Origin of the sequence: Halosimplex rubrum (assembly GCF_013415885.1) — an archaeon.
Classification (GTDB): Archaea; Halobacteriota; Halobacteria; order Halobacteriales; family Haloarculaceae; genus Halosimplex; species Halosimplex rubrum.
This window is the reverse complement of record NZ_CP058910.1, coordinates 3,444,702-3,462,232: the sequence shown is the minus strand read 5'-3', so window position 1 is coordinate 3,462,232 and position 17,531 is coordinate 3,444,702. Positions and strand designations below refer to the sequence as shown.

19 protein-coding genes are annotated in these 17,531 nt (G+C 69.1%); 8 read left to right on the top strand and 11 right to left on the bottom strand.

What is annotated here, in order from left to right; genetic code table 11:
* Window positions 1–74 precede the first annotated feature (74 nt).
* The gene (locus HZS55_RS17315) at window positions 75–1,463 is read left to right on the top strand and encodes a hemolysin family protein (protein WP_179908823.1); all 1,389 of its coding nucleotides are present in this window, start codon (window positions 75–77) and stop codon (window positions 1,461–1,463) included.
* Between the two features lie 43 nt (window positions 1,464–1,506).
* On the opposite strand, the gene HZS55_RS17310 is transcribed toward HZS55_RS17315, so the two are convergent.
* Both HZS55_RS17310 and cdd read right to left on the bottom strand, forming a co-directional pair.
* Entirely contained in the window at window positions 1,507–2,367 is an 861-nt protein-coding gene (locus tag HZS55_RS17310) for a nucleoside phosphorylase (protein WP_179908822.1), read from the bottom strand.
* A complete protein-coding gene (gene cdd, locus HZS55_RS17305) occupies window positions 2,360–2,752 on the bottom strand; it encodes a cytidine deaminase (protein WP_179908821.1) in 393 nt (130 codons plus the stop codon). The genes HZS55_RS17310 and cdd overlap by 8 nt, the downstream gene beginning before the upstream one ends.
* Window positions 2,753–2,890: 138 nt before the next feature.
* Between cdd and HZS55_RS17300 the strand changes: the two genes are divergently transcribed.
* The 3 genes from HZS55_RS17300 to HZS55_RS17290 all read left to right on the top strand — a co-directional run bounded on the left by HZS55_RS17300 (window position 2,891) and on the right by HZS55_RS17290 (window position 5,767).
* Window positions 2,891–4,372: a glycoside hydrolase family 43 protein gene (locus tag HZS55_RS17300; RefSeq protein ID WP_179908820.1), complete on the top strand. Its 1,482-nt coding sequence runs from the start codon at window positions 2,891–2,893 to the stop codon at window positions 4,370–4,372.
* A 109-nt stretch (window positions 4,373–4,481) separates the two neighbouring features.
* Window positions 4,482–5,315 (top strand): alpha/beta fold hydrolase, encoded by an 834-nt coding sequence (locus HZS55_RS17295; protein WP_179908819.1) that lies wholly within the window; start codon window positions 4,482–4,484, stop codon window positions 5,313–5,315.
* A gap of 77 nt (window positions 5,316–5,392) precedes the next feature.
* On the top strand, window positions 5,393–5,767 hold the full coding sequence (locus HZS55_RS17290; RefSeq protein ID WP_179908818.1) for a hypothetical protein: 375 nt from the start codon (window positions 5,393–5,395) through the stop codon (window positions 5,765–5,767).
* A gap of 15 nt (window positions 5,768–5,782) precedes the next feature.
* Here HZS55_RS17290 and HZS55_RS17285 read toward each other — a convergent pair whose 3' ends face one another.
* From HZS55_RS17285 to HZS55_RS17275, 3 genes are all read right to left on the bottom strand, one after another.
* Window positions 5,783–7,141 (bottom strand): phosphohexomutase domain-containing protein, encoded by a 1,359-nt coding sequence (locus HZS55_RS17285; RefSeq protein WP_179908817.1) that lies wholly within the window; start codon window positions 7,139–7,141, stop codon window positions 5,783–5,785.
* 155 nt (window positions 7,142–7,296) lie between these two features.
* On the bottom strand, window positions 7,297–8,028 hold the full coding sequence (gene psmB / locus HZS55_RS17280; RefSeq protein WP_179908816.1) for an archaeal proteasome endopeptidase complex subunit beta: 732 nt from the start codon (window positions 8,026–8,028) through the stop codon (window positions 7,297–7,299).
* A gap of 145 nt (window positions 8,029–8,173) precedes the next feature.
* Entirely contained in the window at window positions 8,174–8,356 is a 183-nt protein-coding gene (locus HZS55_RS17275) for a hypothetical protein (RefSeq protein WP_179908815.1), read from the bottom strand.
* Window positions 8,357–8,696: 340 nt separating this feature from the next.
* Between HZS55_RS17275 and HZS55_RS17270 the strand changes: the two genes are divergently transcribed.
* A complete protein-coding gene (locus HZS55_RS17270) occupies window positions 8,697–9,053 on the top strand; it encodes a DUF555 domain-containing protein (RefSeq protein WP_179908814.1) in 357 nt (118 codons plus the stop codon).
* A 60-nt stretch (window positions 9,054–9,113) separates the two neighbouring features.
* Here the strand turns inward: HZS55_RS17270 and HZS55_RS17265 are convergent, their stop codons facing one another.
* From HZS55_RS17265 to HZS55_RS17240, 6 genes are all read right to left on the bottom strand, one after another.
* On the bottom strand, window positions 9,114–10,019 hold the full coding sequence (locus tag HZS55_RS17265) for a hypothetical protein (protein WP_179908813.1): 906 nt from the start codon (window positions 10,017–10,019) through the stop codon (window positions 9,114–9,116).
* A gap of 124 nt (window positions 10,020–10,143) precedes the next feature.
* Window positions 10,144–11,358, bottom strand: coding sequence for a coiled-coil domain-containing protein (locus tag HZS55_RS17260; RefSeq protein ID WP_179908812.1), 1,215 nt, complete (start codon window positions 11,356–11,358; stop codon window positions 10,144–10,146).
* Window positions 11,359–11,521: 163 nt separating this feature from the next.
* Window positions 11,522–12,355: an MBL fold metallo-hydrolase gene (locus HZS55_RS17255; RefSeq protein ID WP_179908811.1), complete on the bottom strand. Its 834-nt coding sequence runs from the start codon at window positions 12,353–12,355 to the stop codon at window positions 11,522–11,524.
* Window positions 12,356–12,445: 90 nt separating this feature from the next.
* On the bottom strand, window positions 12,446–12,844 hold the full coding sequence (locus HZS55_RS17250) for a YlbF family regulator (RefSeq protein ID WP_179908810.1): 399 nt from the start codon (window positions 12,842–12,844) through the stop codon (window positions 12,446–12,448).
* 103 nt (window positions 12,845–12,947) lie between these two features.
* Window positions 12,948–13,379: a hypothetical protein gene (locus HZS55_RS17245; RefSeq protein WP_179908809.1), complete on the bottom strand. Its 432-nt coding sequence runs from the start codon at window positions 13,377–13,379 to the stop codon at window positions 12,948–12,950.
* A gap of 90 nt (window positions 13,380–13,469) precedes the next feature.
* Entirely contained in the window at window positions 13,470–13,748 is a 279-nt protein-coding gene (locus HZS55_RS17240) for a hypothetical protein (RefSeq protein ID WP_179908808.1), read from the bottom strand.
* A gap of 143 nt (window positions 13,749–13,891) precedes the next feature.
* Here HZS55_RS17240 and HZS55_RS22865 point away from each other — a divergent pair, with 143 nt between their 5' ends.
* From HZS55_RS22865 to HZS55_RS17230, 3 genes are all read left to right on the top strand, one after another.
* A complete protein-coding gene (locus HZS55_RS22865) occupies window positions 13,892–14,026 on the top strand; it encodes a hypothetical protein (RefSeq protein ID WP_281372739.1) in 135 nt (44 codons plus the stop codon).
* Between the two features lie 144 nt (window positions 14,027–14,170).
* A complete protein-coding gene (gene dph2, locus HZS55_RS17235) occupies window positions 14,171–15,244 on the top strand; it encodes a diphthamide biosynthesis enzyme Dph2 (RefSeq protein WP_179908807.1) in 1,074 nt (357 codons plus the stop codon).
* Window positions 15,245–15,438: 194 nt separating this feature from the next.
* On the top strand, window positions 15,439–17,472 hold the full coding sequence (locus HZS55_RS17230; protein WP_179908806.1) for an ATP-binding protein: 2,034 nt from the start codon (window positions 15,439–15,441) through the stop codon (window positions 17,470–17,472).
* Window positions 17,473–17,531 lie beyond the last annotated feature (59 nt).

The window sequence follows — 17,531 nt, the reverse complement described above, 5'->3', positions numbered from 1 at the left end:
ACGATTAAATCGGCTCCCGCTCCTACATCGCCCATGAGAGAGATGACCCCTTCGCCGTCCGTCCGGTGGCAGCGATGGTAGATCTGTTGTTCTCGACGGGCCGGCTCCTCGCCGCGCTCTTGCTGGTGGCGCTCAACGGCTTTTTCGTCGCGTCGGAGTTCGCCTACGTCCGCGTCCGGTCGAGCGCGGTCGACCAGATGGTCGCGGAGGGGCGGACCGGCGCGGAGCTGTTGCGGAACGCCCTCGACAACCTCGACGACTACCTCGCGGTGACGCAACTGGGTATCACGCTCGCGTCGCTCTCGCTCGGCTGGATCGGCGAACCGGCCATCGCGGCGCTGATCGACCCGGTCCTGGGCGCCGCGTTCCCCAACGCGCCCGTCCATCTCATCGCCGTCGGGATCGGGTTCTCGATCATCACGTTCCTCCACGTCGTGTTCGGAGAGCTCGCGCCGAAGACCATCGCCATCGCGCGGGCCGAGCAGATCGCCCTGTTCGTCTCCCCGCCGATGAAGTTCTTCTACTACATCTTCGTCCCGGGACTGATCGTCCTCAACGGGACGGCGAACTACTTCACGCGCATGATCGGCGTCCCGCCCGCCTCCGAGACCGAGGAGACCCTCTCCGAGGAGGAGATCCTGACGGTTCTCTCGCGGTCGGGGACGAAGGGCCACGTCGACGCCTCGGAGGTCGAGATGATCGAGCGCGTGTTCGAACTCGACGACCTCTCGGTCAGGGAGGTGATGGTCCCGCGGCCGGACGTGACGACGGTCCCCGCCGACGCCACGCTGGCCGAACTTCGCGAGACCGTCCTCGACGCCGGCCACACGCGGTACCCGGTGCTCGACGCCGACGACCCGGACCAGGTGGTCGGCTTCGTCGACGTGAAGGACGTACTCCGCGCCGAGGAGACGATGACCGACGACGTGACCGCCGCCGACCTCGCCCGGGAGATGCCGCTGATCCCCGAGACCGGGGCGGTCGACGACCTGCTCGCCGAGTTCCAGGCCGAGCAGCGACAGATGGCCGCCGTCATCGACGAGTGGGGCTCCTTCGAGGGGCTCGCGACCGTCGAGGACGTGGTCGAGCAGGTCGTCGGCGACCTGCGGGACGACTTCGACGTGGCCGACCGCGAGCCGTCGGTCGACGAGCGGGCCGACGGCGCCTTCGTCATCGACGGCGGCGTCGTCCTCACCGAGGCCGAGGACGCCCTCGACACCGAGTTCGACACCGACGACGTGGGCACGGTCGGCGGGCTCGTCCTCGACAGGCTCGGCCGCGCCCCGGAGGTCGGCGACGAGGTGACCGTCGACGGCTACCGGTTCACCGTCGAGGCCGTCGACGGCGCCCGGATCGACGAGGTGGCGGCCCGAGCGGTCGAGGGGAGCGAGGACACCGACGAGACCGACGCCGGGGACGCCGACGGCCGCGACTCGTCGACGGCCGAAGACGCCGGTGAGTGACCGGCGACGCCGATCGGCCGCACGTCGCCGGCCCTCCGCCCACTCACCCGCCCAGTCCGAGCCCGGGATGCCACCGGTCGACGCCGGCGGCCTCGGCCGCGTCGTCCATCTCGGCGAGGATCGAGACCGCCTCGCTGGCGACCTTCGCGGCCTTCCGTTCTCCCTCGGTACGGAACTCGCCGGTGACGCGGTTGGCGTAGACGGTACAGACCGCGCCCGCACGGAGCCCGTAGAGGTTCGCGAGCGTCAGGATGGCGGCCGCTTCCATCTCGAAGTTCAGAACGTTCGCCTCGCGCAGGTTCTCCACGAGGTCGCCGCTGCCGGCGGCCTCGAAGCCGCGAAACCCGGGGCGACCCTGGCCGGCGTAGAAGCTGTCCGTGCTGGCCGTGACCCCGACGTGGTAGTCGTAGCCCAGCCGCTCGGCGGCGGTCACGAGCGCGCCCACGACGCGGTCGTCGGCGCTCGCGGGGTAGTCCTCGCGGACGTACTCGTCGCTGGTGCCCTCCTGGCGGACCGCGCCGGCGGTGATGACCAGGTCGCCGACCGACGCCTCCTCGCGGATGGCGCCACAGGACCCCACGCGGAGGAGCGTGTCGACGCCGACGCGGGCGAGCTCCTCGACGGCGATGGCCGCCGACGGCGAGCCGATCCCCGTCGACGTGACCGAGATCGGGGTGTCGTCGTAGCTCCCGGTGGCGGTGCGGTACTCGCGGTGTTCGGCCACGACTTCCGAAGCGTCCCAGCCGTCGGTGATCTTCTCGACGCGCTCGGGGTTGCCGGGCAGGAGGACGCTGTCGGCCACGTCGCCGGCAGAGACTTCGAGGTGGTACTGTTCGTCGTCGTTGGGGTCCTCGCTGGCGGGGGTGTCCGGATCCCCCTCGACCGCCGAGTCCTCGTCACTCATCGACGACCATCTCCCGGGAGATCGCCTCCGGCAGCAACTCGCCGAGTTCGTACTCGACGGGGTCGTCGGGCCCCTCGCAGACGACGACGAACGACGCCTCGCAGAACTCCGCGAGCGACTGGCGGCACATCCCGCAGGGCGTGACGCCGTCCTCGGCGGCCGAGGAGACGGCCAACCGGTCGAACTCGCGGTGGCCGTCGCGGACGGCCGACCCGAGCGCGACCTCCTCGGCGTGGAGGCTGTTGCTGTAGTTGGCGTTCTCGATGTTACAGCCCGTGTAGACGCTCCCGTCGGCGGTCCGAAGCGCCGCGCCGACCGCGTACTCGGAGTAGGGCGCGTAGGCGGCCTCGCGGGCCTCCCGTGCGCGTTCGAGCAAGTCTGTCATAGGCCTACAGAGCGGCGGACACCACTTAAGCCGTCGGCCCCGGTGGCGCCGTCGGTGCGAGTCGGCGCGTCCGGGAGCGGACGGGGACGGTTCGGGAGAACCGACAGAACGAATACCGCTTTTCGAGAAGAGGCGTCCATGCGGTACGAGAACCCGATACTGCCGGGATTTCATCCCGACCCGACGATCTGCCGGGTCGACGGCACCTTCTACCTCGCGACGAGTTCGTTCGAGTACTTCCCCGGGGTTCCGCTGTATCGAAGCAGGAACCTCGTCGACTGGGACCCCATCGGACACGCGTTCACCCGCGATTCCCAGCTCGCTCTGGAAGCGGTCGGCTCGTCCGGTGGGGTCTTCGCACCGACGCTCCGTCACCACGACGGGACCTTCTACCTCGTCACCACGAACGTCAACGGCGACGGCCACGTCGTCGTCACCGCCGACGACCCGACGGAGGAGTGGTCCGACCCGACGGTGGTGGACGCGCCGGGGTTCGACCCCGACCTGTTCTTCGAGGGCGACACCTGCTATTTCACCTACCACGACGAGGACACCGAGAACCCGATCCGACAGGCCGAGATCGACGTCGAGACCGGCGAACTCGGCGAGTCGCGGACGATCTGGACGGGATTCCGCGATCCCCACGTCGAGGCCCCGCACATCTACGAACGGGACGGAACGTATCACCTGCTGCTCGCGGAAGGGGGGACCCACGCGGGGCACATGGTCGTCTCTGCACGCGCCGACGACCCCACGGGCCCCTACGAAGGGTGTCCGGACAACCCCGTTCTCACTCACTGGGGGCGTCCACGGGCCGATATCCGCGCGGTCGGCCACGCCGACCTCGTAGCGGACGACAGCGGGAACTGGTGGCTCGTCTGCCTCGGCATCCGCCAGCGCGGACCGTGGCCGCGGTATCACCACCTCGGCCGTGAGACGTTCCTGGCTCCCGTCACCTGGGAGGACGGCTGGCCGGTGGTCAACGACGGGAACCCGATCCGGGCCGAGACGAGCGGTCCGCTCCCCGGCGAGCGCCGGGCGGAACCGAACTCGATCGAACACACCGAGACCGAGTTCGCGGACGGGCTGGGCGTCGAGTGGCAGTTCCGCCGCAACCCCGACCGCGACCGCTATCGGACGGGCGCGGACGGGCTCCGTCTCCGCGGGGGTCCGGAGACCCTCGACGAACCCGGGTCGACTTTCGTCGGCCGGCGACAGACCGCCTTCGACTGCCGGGCCGAGACGACGCTGTCGTTCGACCCGGCTGACGGCGAGGAGGCCGGCCTCGCGGTGGTCGCCAACGAACGCCACCACTACCAACTCGGCGTGACCCGTCGGGACGGCCGGCGAGAAGCCATCGTCCGCCTTCGGATCGGCGACGCGACGGACGTGGTCGGGCGGACTCCGGTCGGGGCGTCGACCGACCTGGCCGTCGTGGCAGACACCGACGACTACCGCTTCGTCGTCGACGGCGACGAACTCGCGTCGGCGGCGACTCGCTACCTCTCGACGGAGGTCGCCACCGGGTTCACGGGCGTCTTCCTCGGCCCCTACGCCACCGGGCACGGGACCACGTGCGAGGCGGACGCGGTCGTCGAGCGCTTCGTCTACGAGTCCTGAACGCGCTGGAATCGCGGACATCACGGTCGAACACCGGGCGACGGCGCGCTGCCACACGGCCGGGGGAATCTCGCATGATTTTTCTCCCCCGGCCGGGAGGTCCTATCAGATGAGTGTCCCAACGCAGATCCCAGAGGACTGGGAACGGGGATCCGTCGAAGCGAACGGGATCGAGTTGCACTACTGTCGCACCGGGGGCTCGGGGCCGCCCGTCGTCGTCTCCCACGGCTTCACCGACGACGGGTACTGTCGGCTCGACCTCGCCCGCGAACTCGCGGACGATTTCGACGTCGTGCTGTACGACGCTCGCGGGCACGGCCGGTCCGACGCCCCCGACGGGGAGTACGGTCCGTCCGAGCGGGCGGCGGACCTGCTCGGACTGCTCGACGCCCTCGCGCTCGAGGACCCGATCCTGTTCGGCCACTCTATGGGCGCAGACACGGTCACGATGGCCGCGGCCGACAGCCCGGACCGATCGCGAGCAGTCGTCCTCGAAGACCCCGTCTGGATACTCGACGGGGTCAACGACGACCTGATCGAGGGGGACCCGGGCGACGGTATCGAGGAGCAGATCGCGTGGTGGCGCGACCACAGCGTCGAGGAACTCCTCGAAGCGGATCCGATGTTCAACGACCTCGCCGAGCGCGGACAGCCCGACCTCGCGCGCCGGGTGGCCGAAGCCAGACATCGGCTTCGGCCCGAGATCGGCCGCGTGTCCGATGCCGAGTTCGTCGACCCGACCGAGGCGTACGGCGACATCACGGCGCCGACGCTGATCCTGAAAGCCGACGCGGACGAGGCGGAACGCGAGCGGGAACGGGAGATCGCCGCCTTCCTCCCGGACGGACGACTGGAGCACGTCGATGGCGCCGGCCACTGCGTCCTCTGGGACGAGCGCGAGCGCGCGACCGAGGAGCTCCGGGCGTTCCTCGAAACGGTTTGACGGTCGCCGGACCCTCGTCGGGTCTCCCGCGAGGGGAACGAACCGTCATATTCTCGTACTGTCCCGTCCGCGACAGAATGACCGAGACGACCGTTCGAGAGGGGATCGCCTACGCCGAGCGCGAGACCGGCGAGATGAAACTCGGTCTCTACCTGTTCGCGCTCGGTGGCGACGGCGGGTCGATGTACTGGCTGTTCCCCGCGATGGTCTCCGTCTGGGTCCCGCTGCTGGCCGATTCCGACGGGAAGGAGGTCGCCATCGCAGACCAGGGTCTGCGGGTCGAACGGCAGGTCCACGACTGGACGACCGTCGACGGCGACGAACTGACCGACGACGCGCTGACGCTCACGCGACCGAAGTGGTACCACGCCGACCTCCCGTTCGACCGCAGCGACGTAGCGGACCTCGACGCAGTGACCGCGACACTGGACGGCGCTCCGAGACAGAACTGACGGCCGCGGCGGCGGTCAGGCATCGGCGTCGGCGACGGCCCCGCGGACGACGGTCGTCACCGCGTCGACCAGTTCGCTCACGTCCTCGCTCTCGGCGTAGACGCGGACGTACGGTTCGGTCCCGCTCGGGCGGACGAGCGTCCACGAGCCGTCAGGCAGTTCGAGGCGCACGCCGTACTCCGTATCGACGCTCGCGTCCGGGAACTCGGCGGGGAGTCGCTCCTCGACCAGTGCCATCGCGCGCTCCTTGGCGTCGTCCGGGCACTCGACGCTGACCTTCCGGTAGGGCCGTTCGGTCACCGGGTCGCGCAACACGGCGAGGCCGGGGCCGGCGACGAGGCGGGCGAGCACCGCGGCGCTCGCGACGCCGTCGATCCAGCCGCCCAGGGCTGTGTGGACGTGTTTCCACGGTTCGGCGGCGAAGACGACCTCGGTGTCCTCGTCGCCGGCCGCGCGGGCGGCGGCGATCCCCTCGTGGAGGGCGCCGAGGCGGACCCGTTCGACGCGGCCGCCGCCGGCGCGGACCCGCTCGTCGATGCGGGCGGAGGCGTTGGGCGTCGTGACGACGACGGGGTCGGCCGCGTCGCTCTCGACGGTGTAGTGCTCGGCCAGGACGGCGACGATCGTGTCCTCGTGGACGACCTCGCCGCTCGCGTCGACGACGACGATCCGGTCGGCGTCGCCGTCGTGGCCGATCCCCAGGTTCGCGTCGCCCTCCGCGAGATACGAGCGCAGGTCGCGCAGGCTCTCGGGCGTGGGTTTGCTCTCGCGGCCGGGGAAGTGACCGTCGACGTTCGCGTGGATCGCCGTCACGTCGGCGCCCAGGTCCCGGAGGACCTGCGGCGTCACGAGGCTCGCCATCCCGTTGCCGCAGTCGACCGCGACGGAGAGGCCGTCGAGCGGTTCGCCGTGCCCGCGGGCGAACTCGGCGACCGCGTCGCGGTACGCGCCGAGTACGTCGGCGCGTTCGCTCGACCCCCACTCGTCCCACGCGACGGGCTCGGGCTCGTCGGCGACGCGGCGTTCGATCCGCGCCTCGGCGTCGTCGCCGTACTCCTCCCCGTCGGCGAAGAGCTTGAGCCCGTTGTCCGTCGGCGGGTTGTGACTGGCCGTGACCATCACGCCGCGGCTCCGCTGGGCGGCGTAGGCCAGCGCCGGCGTCGGCACCTGCCCGACCCTGGTCACGTCGGCGCCGGCGCTGAGGAGGCCGGCCTCGACGGCCGCCGCCAGCCCTTCGCCGGTCGTTCGCCCGTCGCGGCCGACGACGAACGAGTCGCCGTCCGTCCCCGCCGCTCGCCCGACGGCCCGCGCCAGTGCCGGCGTCACCCGAGATTGCACGTCACCGCGGATGCCCGCGGTCCCGAAGAGTTCCATACCGACCCCACGTGAGGGCGCCCATTAACCGTAGTGGCACGCGCTCGCGGAGCCGAGAGCGGACACGACGGCGTGACGACCGCGGAGACCGTCGGCGGGCCGCGAGTGCGAGCGCCGCGGCTCGCCGTCGAAAAGCGAAGAGAACGAATGAAGCGTTACTCGACGCCGTCGAAGTCCGGGTAGTCCTCGATGTCGACGCCGTCCTCGGTGACCTCGGCGATGTAGACGCCGTTGCCCGAGCCGGTGTCGCGCTCGGCGGCCGCGCGGACGCCGGCGACGGCGGCCGAGCGGGCCTCGTCCATGTTCATGCCGTCCTCGTAGCGGTCCTCCAGGGTCCCGTAGGCGACGGTGAGCCCGGAGCCGGTGACGGTGTAGTCGTCCTCCATGACGCCGCCTGCGGGGTCGATAGAGTAGACGTGACTGCCCTCGTCGTCGATGCCGCCGAGGATCGGGTTGATGGCGAAGAAGGGACCGCCGCGGGCGAAGTTGCCGGCGAGCGTCGAGAGCGCGGTCATGCTCATGTCCTCGCCCTTGCGGGCCTCGTAGAGGTCGACCTCCGCGCGCAGCGAGCGGATGAACGACTGGGCGCCGCCGACGCTCCCGACGAGGGTCAGTGCGGCCGTCGGGTGGATCTGCTCGACCTTCTGGACGCGCTTGTTCGAGACGAACCGGCCGCCGAGCGAGGCACGCATGTCCGTCGCGACGACGACGCCGTCCTCGGCGGTGATGCCGATGGTCGTCGTCCCGGTCTCGGCGACCTTGCTCTGGTCGCCCTGCGGGGACTCGTCGGGGAACGAGCCGATCTCGGGCTCGGTGGGGTCGGGGATCCCAGCGCTCTGGCGCTGCAGATTTTGCGAGAACTCCGAATCTGCGAATGGGTCGCGCATGGTAGTCGGGTATCAGTCCTGTGCTGATAAAACCACCTTTTCGGTCCCCCGTCCGGAGACGGCACCGGGTCGTCGCCACCGGACTGCGCCGGGTCGAACCGCCGCTCGACGGGAGCGGACGGCGACAGAACGAGTGGCCGCGCGATCAGTTCGCGCTCTCGATGTCCATGTCCTCGTAGGTCTCGTTGACCCGATCGACGGCGCGGTGGACCGGCAGGGTGATCCCCGCCTTGCGCATGACGAGCGCCAGGGGCAGCAGCAGGATTCCCGCGAACAGAGTCAGCTGGTACAGTGCGAATACGGTTGCACGGTTCAGGGTGGAACGCATCGTGGTGTGCTCATGTCTCCATCCGTTAGCGTATATAAAGGTTCCCCCCGAGATCGAGTACCCGATAATGGATCGTGATGGATTACCCCGCCGCAGTCTTGCGATTAAGCTCAGATTGTTCTGGGTACAACCGTACCGGTGTTCGGGCCGGTTTTCGAGTAAGGGGTCGCTTGGTGACCGCGGGAATCCCTATAAGTTATGGCCACGTTTCCGATTACGTGCGCAGGGCGCTGGGCGGGCCGAGCGGTCGGTTTCGCGAGCGGTGAGGCACGGCCACCGGACCGAAAGCTATCGTGACGGGACCAAAAACAGGATTACAGAGTAAGGCGGAGAGGAGTGTATGAACTACATCGTAGTGATGGAGGCAGCCTGGTTGGTTCACGACGTGGAGAACATCGACGACGCCATCGGCGTCGCCATCAGCGAGGCGGGCAAACGGCTCAACCAGAAGGACATGGACTACGTCGAGGTGGGCGTGGGCTCGACGAACTGTCCGGCCTGCGCCGAGCCGTTCGACTCGGCGTACATCGCCGCTGACACCGCCCTGGTGGGCCTGGTGCTGGAGATGCAAGTGTTCAACGCCGAGAGCGAGGAACACGCCCAGCGCATCGCCAAGAGCGACGTGGGCGGCGCCCTGCGGGACGTACCGCTCGACGTCATCGACACCATCGAGACCGAGAGCGACGACGAGAACTGACCCCGTTCGGGCCGTCGAACGGCGACGGACGACGCCCGCCGCGTCGCAGGCGTCCGCTTCTCACTGTGCTGCCAGTCGCGTCCCCGTCTCGGCGCTGACCAGCAGGTCCGCCACTCGCTCGGCCGCCTCGGTCACTTCCGGCTCGCTCTTCAGCAGCACCGTCTCGCTGGGGAAGAGGTGTTCGCCGACCTCCAGCCCGTGTTCGCGAGCGGTCCCCCCGGAGACGGTCAGGTAGACGCCGATACCCGTCTCGGCGATCGCCGCTTCCTCCTCCGCGTGGGCGTCGGTGGGGTACGTGAAGTCGACCCCCTCGATAGCCGAGGTGCCGAGGACGCCCTCAACGAGCCGCTCGTAGCGCGGCGAGATGCAAAAGTCGCCCTCGTAGGCGTCGACCAGTTCGCGTGTGTGGTCGGTGTCGTACTCGGCGGCGACCTCGGGCGTGACCAGCAGCGAGTGCCAGACGGTGTCGCCGAGTCCGGCGACGAGGCGCACGTCGGTGTCCCGCGGGTCGACGCGCTCGTTGACATCGTCGAGTTCCGCGAGCGGTTCCTCGCGGAGTTCGACGACCTCTTCGAGGAACAGGTCGGCGCTGTCGAAGCCGAGCGGCATCTCGTGTTTCCGGAGCGCGCGGAACGGCTCCTCGCGGCCGACCAGCCGCAACTGCAGGTCCTCGTCGACCGGCACGGTCACGCTGTCGAAGACGATCCGGCGGGGCATCCCCGAGCGGTCGTCGCGGACGAGCGTGTACTCCGGGGCACGCGGGTCCTCGTCGTCGCTGTAGGCCGCGAGCCGTTCGTACACGTCGCCGGTCGCCGACTGCTCGCCCTTGGTGACTGCCTTCTCGTAGCGCAGGGTCGAGATCACGTCGTCGGCGAGGCCGGCGACGCCCGTCTCGTCGGCGAGTCTGTCGAGGACCGCTTCGAGCGGGCGTCCCTTCCGCGGCACCGCGACGCTGACGGTCGTCATTGCCAAAGGGCACGCAAGCGGCGCGTAAAACGAGTCCGATCTCCGCGGGGTTCGCCGGTCCGGACGCCGCGGGCGGTCGCGCCGCGGCGCCGACCCGAGCGGCGGTCGGTTCGGTCGCTCCCGTTCAGCTCCCGCCGATGACCGAGGAGAGCTGCTCGCGCCACTCCTTGAGCTCCTCGATCTCGTCGTTGATGTCCTCGATGTCCGAGCGCACGTCCTCGACGTCGATGTCGCCGACTTGCGATTCGAGGTCGTCGAGGTCGCCCTCGACCTCGTCGACGGTGCCCTCGACGGACTCGACTTCGCTCTGGACGGTGTCGACGTCGCTCTGGACGGCTTCGACGTCGTCGAGCACCTCGTCCATGTCCGACTGGAGCGCTTCCATGGACGACTCGACCGAGGCGACGGTCTCCTCGACCCCCGAGATCGACTCCTCGTGGCCCGAGGCCATCTCGCGGACCTCCTCCAGTTCGGACTCGAAGGATTTGACCTGGTCGCGGAACTCCTCGATCATCTCGTCGCCCGTGCCGTTCTCGTCGAGGAACTCCTCGAGCGCGCCCGTGTACGCGAGCAGGTCCGACACCTCGGTCTGGAGGTGCTGGATGCGCGCGTCGACGCTGCCGCCGTTGTCGTCGGCCAGGTCGAACGCCTTCCGCAGCAGCTTCACGTCCTCGGCGTCGACGTTCTGGTTGCGGATCTCGGCGGCCAGCGCGCCGACCAGCGAGTCCACGTCGGCGTCCTCGACGGCGACCGTGCCGCCCGAGGAGTCACTCGACTCGTCGCCGGCGCCGTCACCGCTCGACACCGCCTCTCCCGGCTCGTTCGGGTCCTTGAGGTTCAGCGTCTCCACGTCCTCGTCGGAGCCGTCGGCGTCGTCCTCGTCTTCGAGCCCCGGCACGTCCCCGTCGCCGGAGATCACGTCGCGGACCACGTCGCTGCTGCCCTCGTCGACGACCGGGCCGTCGCCGTCCTCCAGCGGCGGGTCGACCGACTCGACGGTCGGCGTCGTGAGGAACTGCTCGACGTTGTCGGTCCCGGTCGCCCGGATGCCGTAGACGGTCGTGTACTCCGCACCCGCCTCCAGCTCCCGCTCGAAGGTGATCTGGTCCTCGTCGATCGTCCAGTACTCGGAGCCGTACTCCGGGTGAAAGCCCAGGTCCTCGACGGCCACGTCCTCGGGCACCCGATCGACCAGCGTCACCGTCACCGTCTCCGAGCGCGCCGACTGGATCTCGAAGGCGATCGCCGGCACCGGGAACTCGTCCTCCTCGAACCGCTTGTCCACCGTCACCCCGTCCGACGAAACGGACACCTTCTCGTACTGCTGTGAGTCGCTCATGTGTTCCCTCTCGTTTAGGGACCAACTTAATGATACTTATTGTCCGGAATACGTCATTTCGGCTCAGCGGAAGGAACGCCCGGAATTTCGGGCGAAAAGTGGTCGTTCGTCCGGCGGTCGCAGCGGCGCCGCGGGCGGCCCGCGACCCGCTCCGGCGGCCGCCTCAGAGGTCGAACCGGTCGCCGATTTCGACGATCCGCAGGGTCTCGGGATACTCGAAGCTCGCGGCGTGGTTGTGCAGCACGGTCGGCTCGGTCGTCATACCCTTCCACATGTCCCAGTGGGTCGGCACGAGCGTGTCGAGCTGGAGTTCGTTGGCGGCCTCGATCACCATGTTCTCGTCGCTGTACCACCGGGTGCGCACGTCCTCGCCTGTCTCCTTGTCCGGGATGTTCCCGACGGCGCCGAAGGCCAGGACCCCGACGTCGATGTCGTACTCCTCGCCGACCGCCTCGAACTCGCCGGGGCGGGCGTCGCCGCCGTGGAAGAAGGTGCCGGCCTCGTGTTCGAAGACCAGCGAGACGGGGTGGATAGCGTCGGGGTCGTTGGCGGGCTCGACGTGGACCGTCAGCTCGCCGAGTTCGACCGTGTCGCCCTCCTCGATTTCGTGCAGCTGGTCGTCGCTCACGCCCCAGTTGCCGGTCCAGTCCTCCTCGTCGATCACGTCGTGACCGGCGTCGGCCGTGTAGTAGTCGGCGCCCGTGTTCGCGAGGATCGGCGCCTGGCTCGGCCCGTGGACGTGGTCGACGTGCTCGTGCGTGCCGAACATCGCGTCGGCCTCCGTAACGTCCTCGGGGTCGAAGGGCACGGGGATCATCCGGAGGGTCCGCGGCGGGTCGCCGAGACCGAGATACGGGTCGATGTACACCGTCGTTCCATCGCTGGCCTTCAGGATGAAGCCGTTACAGCCGAGATACCAGATCGCGAGGGTGTCCGGCGACGCCGATTCCACTGCGCGGGGGAGCCAGTCGCCCCAGTCGCTGCTTCCAACTGTCATGGCTCACTCTGCTCGTACCAGCGGCTAAGGTATTGTGCTTTGCCGACGGAGGAGCGTCGGAGCCGACCGGTGGGGTGGTTCGGGGCGGACTCAGTCCTCGCAGCAGCCGCCGGCCTTGCCGCCGAAGTCCACCGTCAGCGGCTCGGAGATGATCTCGTTGAGCTCCTGCAGGCGCAGTTCGAGTTCGCTCTGCACTTCGAGGTACTCCGACATCTTCGGCTGGTCGTGGAGCTCCTCCTGGGCGTCCTGCAGCGTCCGGAGGTCCTCCTGGGTGGCCTCGTTGGTCTGGCGCGCGAGCATGAACTCCTCGCGGATCTTCTCGAACTCGCGGATCTGCTCCTGGAGGTCCTCGTCGGCCTCGACCTCGGCCTTGACCTCCCGGTAGCGCTCGTAGAGGGGCATCTCCGCGATCTGCTCGCCGAGCTCGCGGGCGAGCGCGTCGACGTCCTCGCCGGCCTCCGCGTTCGCCGCGTCGGTCTCGATGCTCATTCTACTCGCGTTTGGGACCTCGCGGGTTTCAAGCTGCCGACTCCGAGCGCCGGCGGGCGCGTCGGACGAGCGGTCGCCGGCCGAGCGGACACCGGCCGAACGGTCATCGGCGCGTGCGGTCGTCGGCGTCGAGCGGCCGGAACCCGAGCCGACGACGGACGCGGTCGCGGAACGCCGCCGCCCCGGCGACCGGGTAGGCCACCGCGAGCGCGCCGGCGCGGGCGACGACCGCCGAGGGGAGCGTCACGTCCATCGACCGGAGAACGGCGAGTCCGGCCAGCCCCACGGCACCGCTGGCGACGTACAGCGCGACGACGAAGACGGCCAGCCGGCGGTACGACCAGTCGCCGGCGACGAACGGGTAGCTCCCGCCGGCGGCGACGACGACCGCAGCCGTCTGGGGCGGCTGCGCGAACAGCGTGGCGGCGGCGACGAGGGCGTAGAGGACGGTGAACGCCGGGACGACGGCGAGGTAGAGACCGACGGTGGCGAGGAGGAAGTCGACCGTCGCCGAGGCCCACGAGCGGAGGGACATACCCGACACTGAGCGCGCGAGCGGCAAAGCTTCGGTGACTGCGGCGGTCGGTGCCGGCGACACCGGACGGGACGGCGGACCTCGCCGACGCTACCCGAGCAACAGCGCGTCCAGCGCGAGGTTCGCGATCCCGAACGCGACCCAGAAGGTCAGGAGCGCGAGCAGGAACGGGTTCAGTCCGTCCCGTCGTTCGCGGTCGGCCTGGCGGAGCGGCCGACCGTGCCAGCTGTCGGGACGGGTCTCGGGCATCGCGAAAAAGCGGGTTCGAACGACCAACCGGGTGACCGCGACCGCGCAGCCGGCCGCGACCGCGAACGAGCCGGCGACGACCGCCGCCGTCCGGAGGAGCGTCGTGACGGGGACCGTCATCGACTGACACTACTCCGAACGAGTGAATAAGTGTAGCGCTGCAGTCGGCCCCCGAGACCGGCCGGTTCGAGCGGTACGGCACCGAGTACGGCGGGACTGGCTGGTGTCCGAGGGCTTTTCCGGCGTCGGGCCGAAGCGGGGGTATGGTCTCAGAACTCGTCGTCGGCGGGCTGCTCGCGACGCTCGTGTTCGGCTTCCTCCGATTTCAGGACCGCATCGTCTCGGCGCTGACCCGCGCCCGCGGCGGCGACGAGGGGATCGTCGTCGAGGACCCCTGACCGGCCGGCGGTTCGCTTCTCGCGACCGTAGCGTCGGCCAGTCGCGACTCTGTCACCGGGCGACGGGACCCCAGTGGGACTGACTGTCGAGGGGGCCGCGTCGGACCGCGGAGGTTTTACCGCCACGGCCGATACGATTGCCCAATGAGCCAGGATTCGCGCGGCGAGGCCGACGACGCGGCCCGCACCGAGGGCGACCTCACCAAGACGGGGATGTCGCTGCGCCACGACCGCGAGTGGGACTACGAACTCGACCGCATCGTCGACGCCGTCGAAGAGCGAGACGCCGAGACCGTCGGCCTGCAGTTCCCCGAGGGACTCAAACGGCGCGGCCCCCGCGTCGCCGACGACCTCCGCTCGGAACTGCCCGGCGACGTGAGCGTCATGATCTCCGGCCAGCCCTGCTACGGCGCCTGCGATCTGGACACCTACCTGATGCGCCGGACGGACGTGTTCGTCCACTTCGGCCACAGCCCGATGAAGGAGTCGGACAAGATCATCTACGTCCCCCTGTTCTCGAACGTCGACGTCTTCCCGATCATGGAGCGGGCCGTCGACGAACAGCTCTCGCCGGCCGACGAGGACCCCGACGTGGGTCTCGTCACGACGGCCCAGCACATGAACAAGTTCGACGAGATGCGCTCGTGGCTCGAGGAGCGGGGCTACACCGTCCACACGCGCAAGGGCGACGACCGACTCACCCACGAGGGGCAGGTGCTGGGCTGTAACTACGCCAGCGCCGACGTCGACGCCGACCAGATGCTGTACGTCGGCGGCGGCAAGTTCCACCCGCTCGGCCTCGCGATGGAACACCCCGACAAGAAAGTGGTCATCGCCGACCCCGTCAACAACGCCGTCTCCGTCGCGGACACGGAGAAGTTCATGAAACAGCGCTACGGCGCCGTCCACCGCGCGATGGACGCCGAGGAGTGGGGCGTCATCTTCTGCACCAAGATCGGCCAGGGCCGCTGGGACCAGGCCCAGGAGATCGTCGAGAACAACGAGAACGCCTACCTCATCACGATGGACGAGGTGACGCCCGACCGGCTGACCAACTTCGGCATGGACGCCTACGTCAACACGGGCTGTCCGCGCATCACGACCGACGACGGCCCGCAGTTCAAACAGCCGATGCTCACCCCCCAGGAGTACCGCATCGCCATCGGCGAGGAGCCCCTGGAGGATCTGGCCTTCGACACCTTCCACGGCACCTGGTAACCTGCCTCGGAGCGGTTCTGCCGTCGTCGTACGGAGTATCACCGTCGATAACCGGTGGCATACTCGTTTATCGTTGGCCGTGGAACTCCGCGTATGTATCCTCACGCGGGCGTGAGTGATCGAGGTCGGCCGGCGGACTCACGGGGCGCGACGACTCCGCCCCGGACGACCGCCACGGAGGGTCGGAGCGAGCCGTGACTGACGGCAGACCGACCTCGACGACGTACGTCAGGCCCCTGGAGGAGACCAGTCAGACGGTCAGCGTCCTCTGTGTGCACCCCGACGAAGCGACCGTGGCGGCCGTGACCGACGGACTGGAGGCGGCGAGCGAGTCGGTGACCGCGCACGGAACGACGGCTGCGTCGGACGCGTTCGACCGTCTGGAGGTCGGGGACGTGGACTGCCTCGTCTGTGCGTACTCCTTGCCCGATACCGACGGGCTCGCCGTCCTCGAACGGGTCCGCGAGACCCACGACCGGTTACCGTTCGTCATGCTGACCGGCGACGGGAGCGAGCGGGTCGCGGCTGCGGCGATCAACGCCGGCGCGGACGGGTACGTCACCTACGACGGCGAGCCGGAACAGGAGACGTTCGCGGCTCTGGACGACCGGATCGCGACGGTCGTCGACGACTATCGCGCACGCGAGCGCCTCGAGGATACCACGGAGTTGCTGTTCCGGTTGACCGAGTACACCAACGACGCGCTGTGGATGTTCACGGGGGACTGGTCGGAGACGGTGGTGATAAACTCGGCGTACGAACCCCTCTGGGACCGCCCCATCGCCGACCTGATCGAGGACCCCGGTGACTTCCTCCGCGGCGTCCACCCCGACGACCGCGAGACGGTGGCGGAGAAGATGGCCGTCCTCTCGGACGGTGAGGCGGCCGATCTGGAGTTTCGGGTCGACACTTCCGAGGAGCGGATCGCCCGCTGGGTCAGCGTCCACGCCGAACCCGTCTTCGACGACGACGGCTCCGTGAAGTACGTCGCCGGGTTCACCCGCGACATCACCGAACTCAAGCGGCGCGAGGAGCGACTGACGGACCTCGCGGAGGCGACCCGACGGCTTCCCCAGGCCCGCACCGAGACGGAGGTCACCGAGATCGTCGTCGCCACCGTCGATACCGTCGTCGGCCGTTCCGTCACCGGCTACTGGACCTACGACGACGAGGCCGACAGGCTCGTCCCGAGCGAGTTCTCCGACGGTGCGCTGGACCGCGCGGGCGTCTCCGGTCCGGACGCGCTCCCGGTACTCGGACCGGATCACGACTGGATGGACCGATTTCGGGCGGGAACACCGAGCGTTCTCCCGGAGTCGGACGGGTCGTCGAGCCCGCCGCTCGCGGGAATCGATCCGACGGCCCTCGTGCTGGTCCCGGTTGGCGACCACGGGGTGTTGGTCGTGGGCGACCCGGGGACGGCGGTCGACGAGTTCGAACGGTCGATGGTCGAGATGATCGAACAGACGACGGTCGACGCGCTGGACCGCGTGAGCCGGGAACGAGAGCTCGAACGCCAGCGGACCGAACTGAAACGGTCCAACGAGAGCCTCCAGCAGTTCGCCTACGTCGCCTCCCACGACCTACAGGAGCCACTGCGGATGGTGTCGAGCTACGTGTCCCTCCTCGAAGAGGAGTACGGGGACAGCTTCGACGAGGACGGCGAACTGTACATGGAGTACGCCGTCGACGGCGCGACCCGGATGCAGGCGATGATCGACGCGCTGCTCCAGTACTCGCGGGTCACCACGAAGGGCGACGAACCGACCGAGACCGATTCGGAAGCGGTCTTCGACGAGACGGTCAGGAGTCTGGAGATGCTGATCGACGACAGCGACGCGGCGGTCGACCGTGGCGACCTGCCGCCGGTCGTCGTCGACCGCAACCAGCTCGGCCAGCTGTTCCAGAACCTCGTCGAGAACGCGCTCCACTACGGCGGCGAGGAACCGACCGTCACGGTCGGCGCCGACCACGAGGACGGACGCGTCCACTTCACCGTCGCCGACGACGGACCCGGGGTCGACACCGACCAGCAGGACCGCATCTTCGAGATATTCAAACAGAACAGTACCCGTCCCGGGAGTACCGGGATCGGCCTCGCGATGTGCAGACGCATCGTCAATCGCCACGGCGGCGAGATATGGGTCGAGTCCGAACCGGACGACGGGGCGACGTTCCACTTCACGATGCCGGCCGTCGACGAGGCCGACCAGGAGACCGACGCATGATTTGCCACACCCGGAGCCGGACGAGCGAGCACCGAACGGTGACCAGCAGTCGACCGACC

Coding starts and splice junctions, on each gene's coding strand:
- HZS55_RS17315 (WP_179908823.1), top strand. CDS start 75: ATGGTAGATCTGTTGTTCTCGACGGGCCGGCTCCTCGCCGCGCTCTTG.
- HZS55_RS17310 (WP_179908822.1), bottom strand. CDS start 2,367: ATGAGTGACGAGGACTCGGCGGTCGAGGGGGATCCGGACACCCCCGCC.
- cdd (WP_179908821.1), bottom strand. CDS start 2,752: ATGACAGACTTGCTCGAACGCGCACGGGAGGCCCGCGAGGCCGCCTAC.
- HZS55_RS17300 (WP_179908820.1), top strand. CDS start 2,891: ATGCGGTACGAGAACCCGATACTGCCGGGATTTCATCCCGACCCGACG.
- HZS55_RS17295 (WP_179908819.1), top strand. CDS start 4,482: ATGAGTGTCCCAACGCAGATCCCAGAGGACTGGGAACGGGGATCCGTC.
- HZS55_RS17290 (WP_179908818.1), top strand. CDS start 5,393: ATGACCGAGACGACCGTTCGAGAGGGGATCGCCTACGCCGAGCGCGAG.
- HZS55_RS17285 (WP_179908817.1), bottom strand. CDS start 7,141: ATGGAACTCTTCGGGACCGCGGGCATCCGCGGTGACGTGCAATCTCGG.
- psmB (WP_179908816.1), bottom strand. CDS start 8,028: ATGCGCGACCCATTCGCAGATTCGGAGTTCTCGCAAAATCTGCAGCGC.
- HZS55_RS17275 (WP_179908815.1), bottom strand. CDS start 8,356: ATGCGTTCCACCCTGAACCGTGCAACCGTATTCGCACTGTACCAGCTG.
- HZS55_RS17270 (WP_179908814.1), top strand. CDS start 8,697: ATGAACTACATCGTAGTGATGGAGGCAGCCTGGTTGGTTCACGACGTG.
- HZS55_RS17265 (WP_179908813.1), bottom strand. CDS start 10,019: ATGACGACCGTCAGCGTCGCGGTGCCGCGGAAGGGACGCCCGCTCGAA.
- HZS55_RS17260 (WP_179908812.1), bottom strand. CDS start 11,358: ATGAGCGACTCACAGCAGTACGAGAAGGTGTCCGTTTCGTCGGACGGG.
- HZS55_RS17255 (WP_179908811.1), bottom strand. CDS start 12,355: ATGACAGTTGGAAGCAGCGACTGGGGCGACTGGCTCCCCCGCGCAGTG.
- HZS55_RS17250 (WP_179908810.1), bottom strand. CDS start 12,844: ATGAGCATCGAGACCGACGCGGCGAACGCGGAGGCCGGCGAGGACGTC.
- HZS55_RS17245 (WP_179908809.1), bottom strand. CDS start 13,379: ATGTCCCTCCGCTCGTGGGCCTCGGCGACGGTCGACTTCCTCCTCGCC.
- HZS55_RS17240 (WP_179908808.1), bottom strand. CDS start 13,748: ATGACGGTCCCCGTCACGACGCTCCTCCGGACGGCGGCGGTCGTCGCC.
- HZS55_RS22865 (WP_281372739.1), top strand. CDS start 13,892: ATGGTCTCAGAACTCGTCGTCGGCGGGCTGCTCGCGACGCTCGTGTTC.
- dph2 (WP_179908807.1), top strand. CDS start 14,171: ATGAGCCAGGATTCGCGCGGCGAGGCCGACGACGCGGCCCGCACCGAG.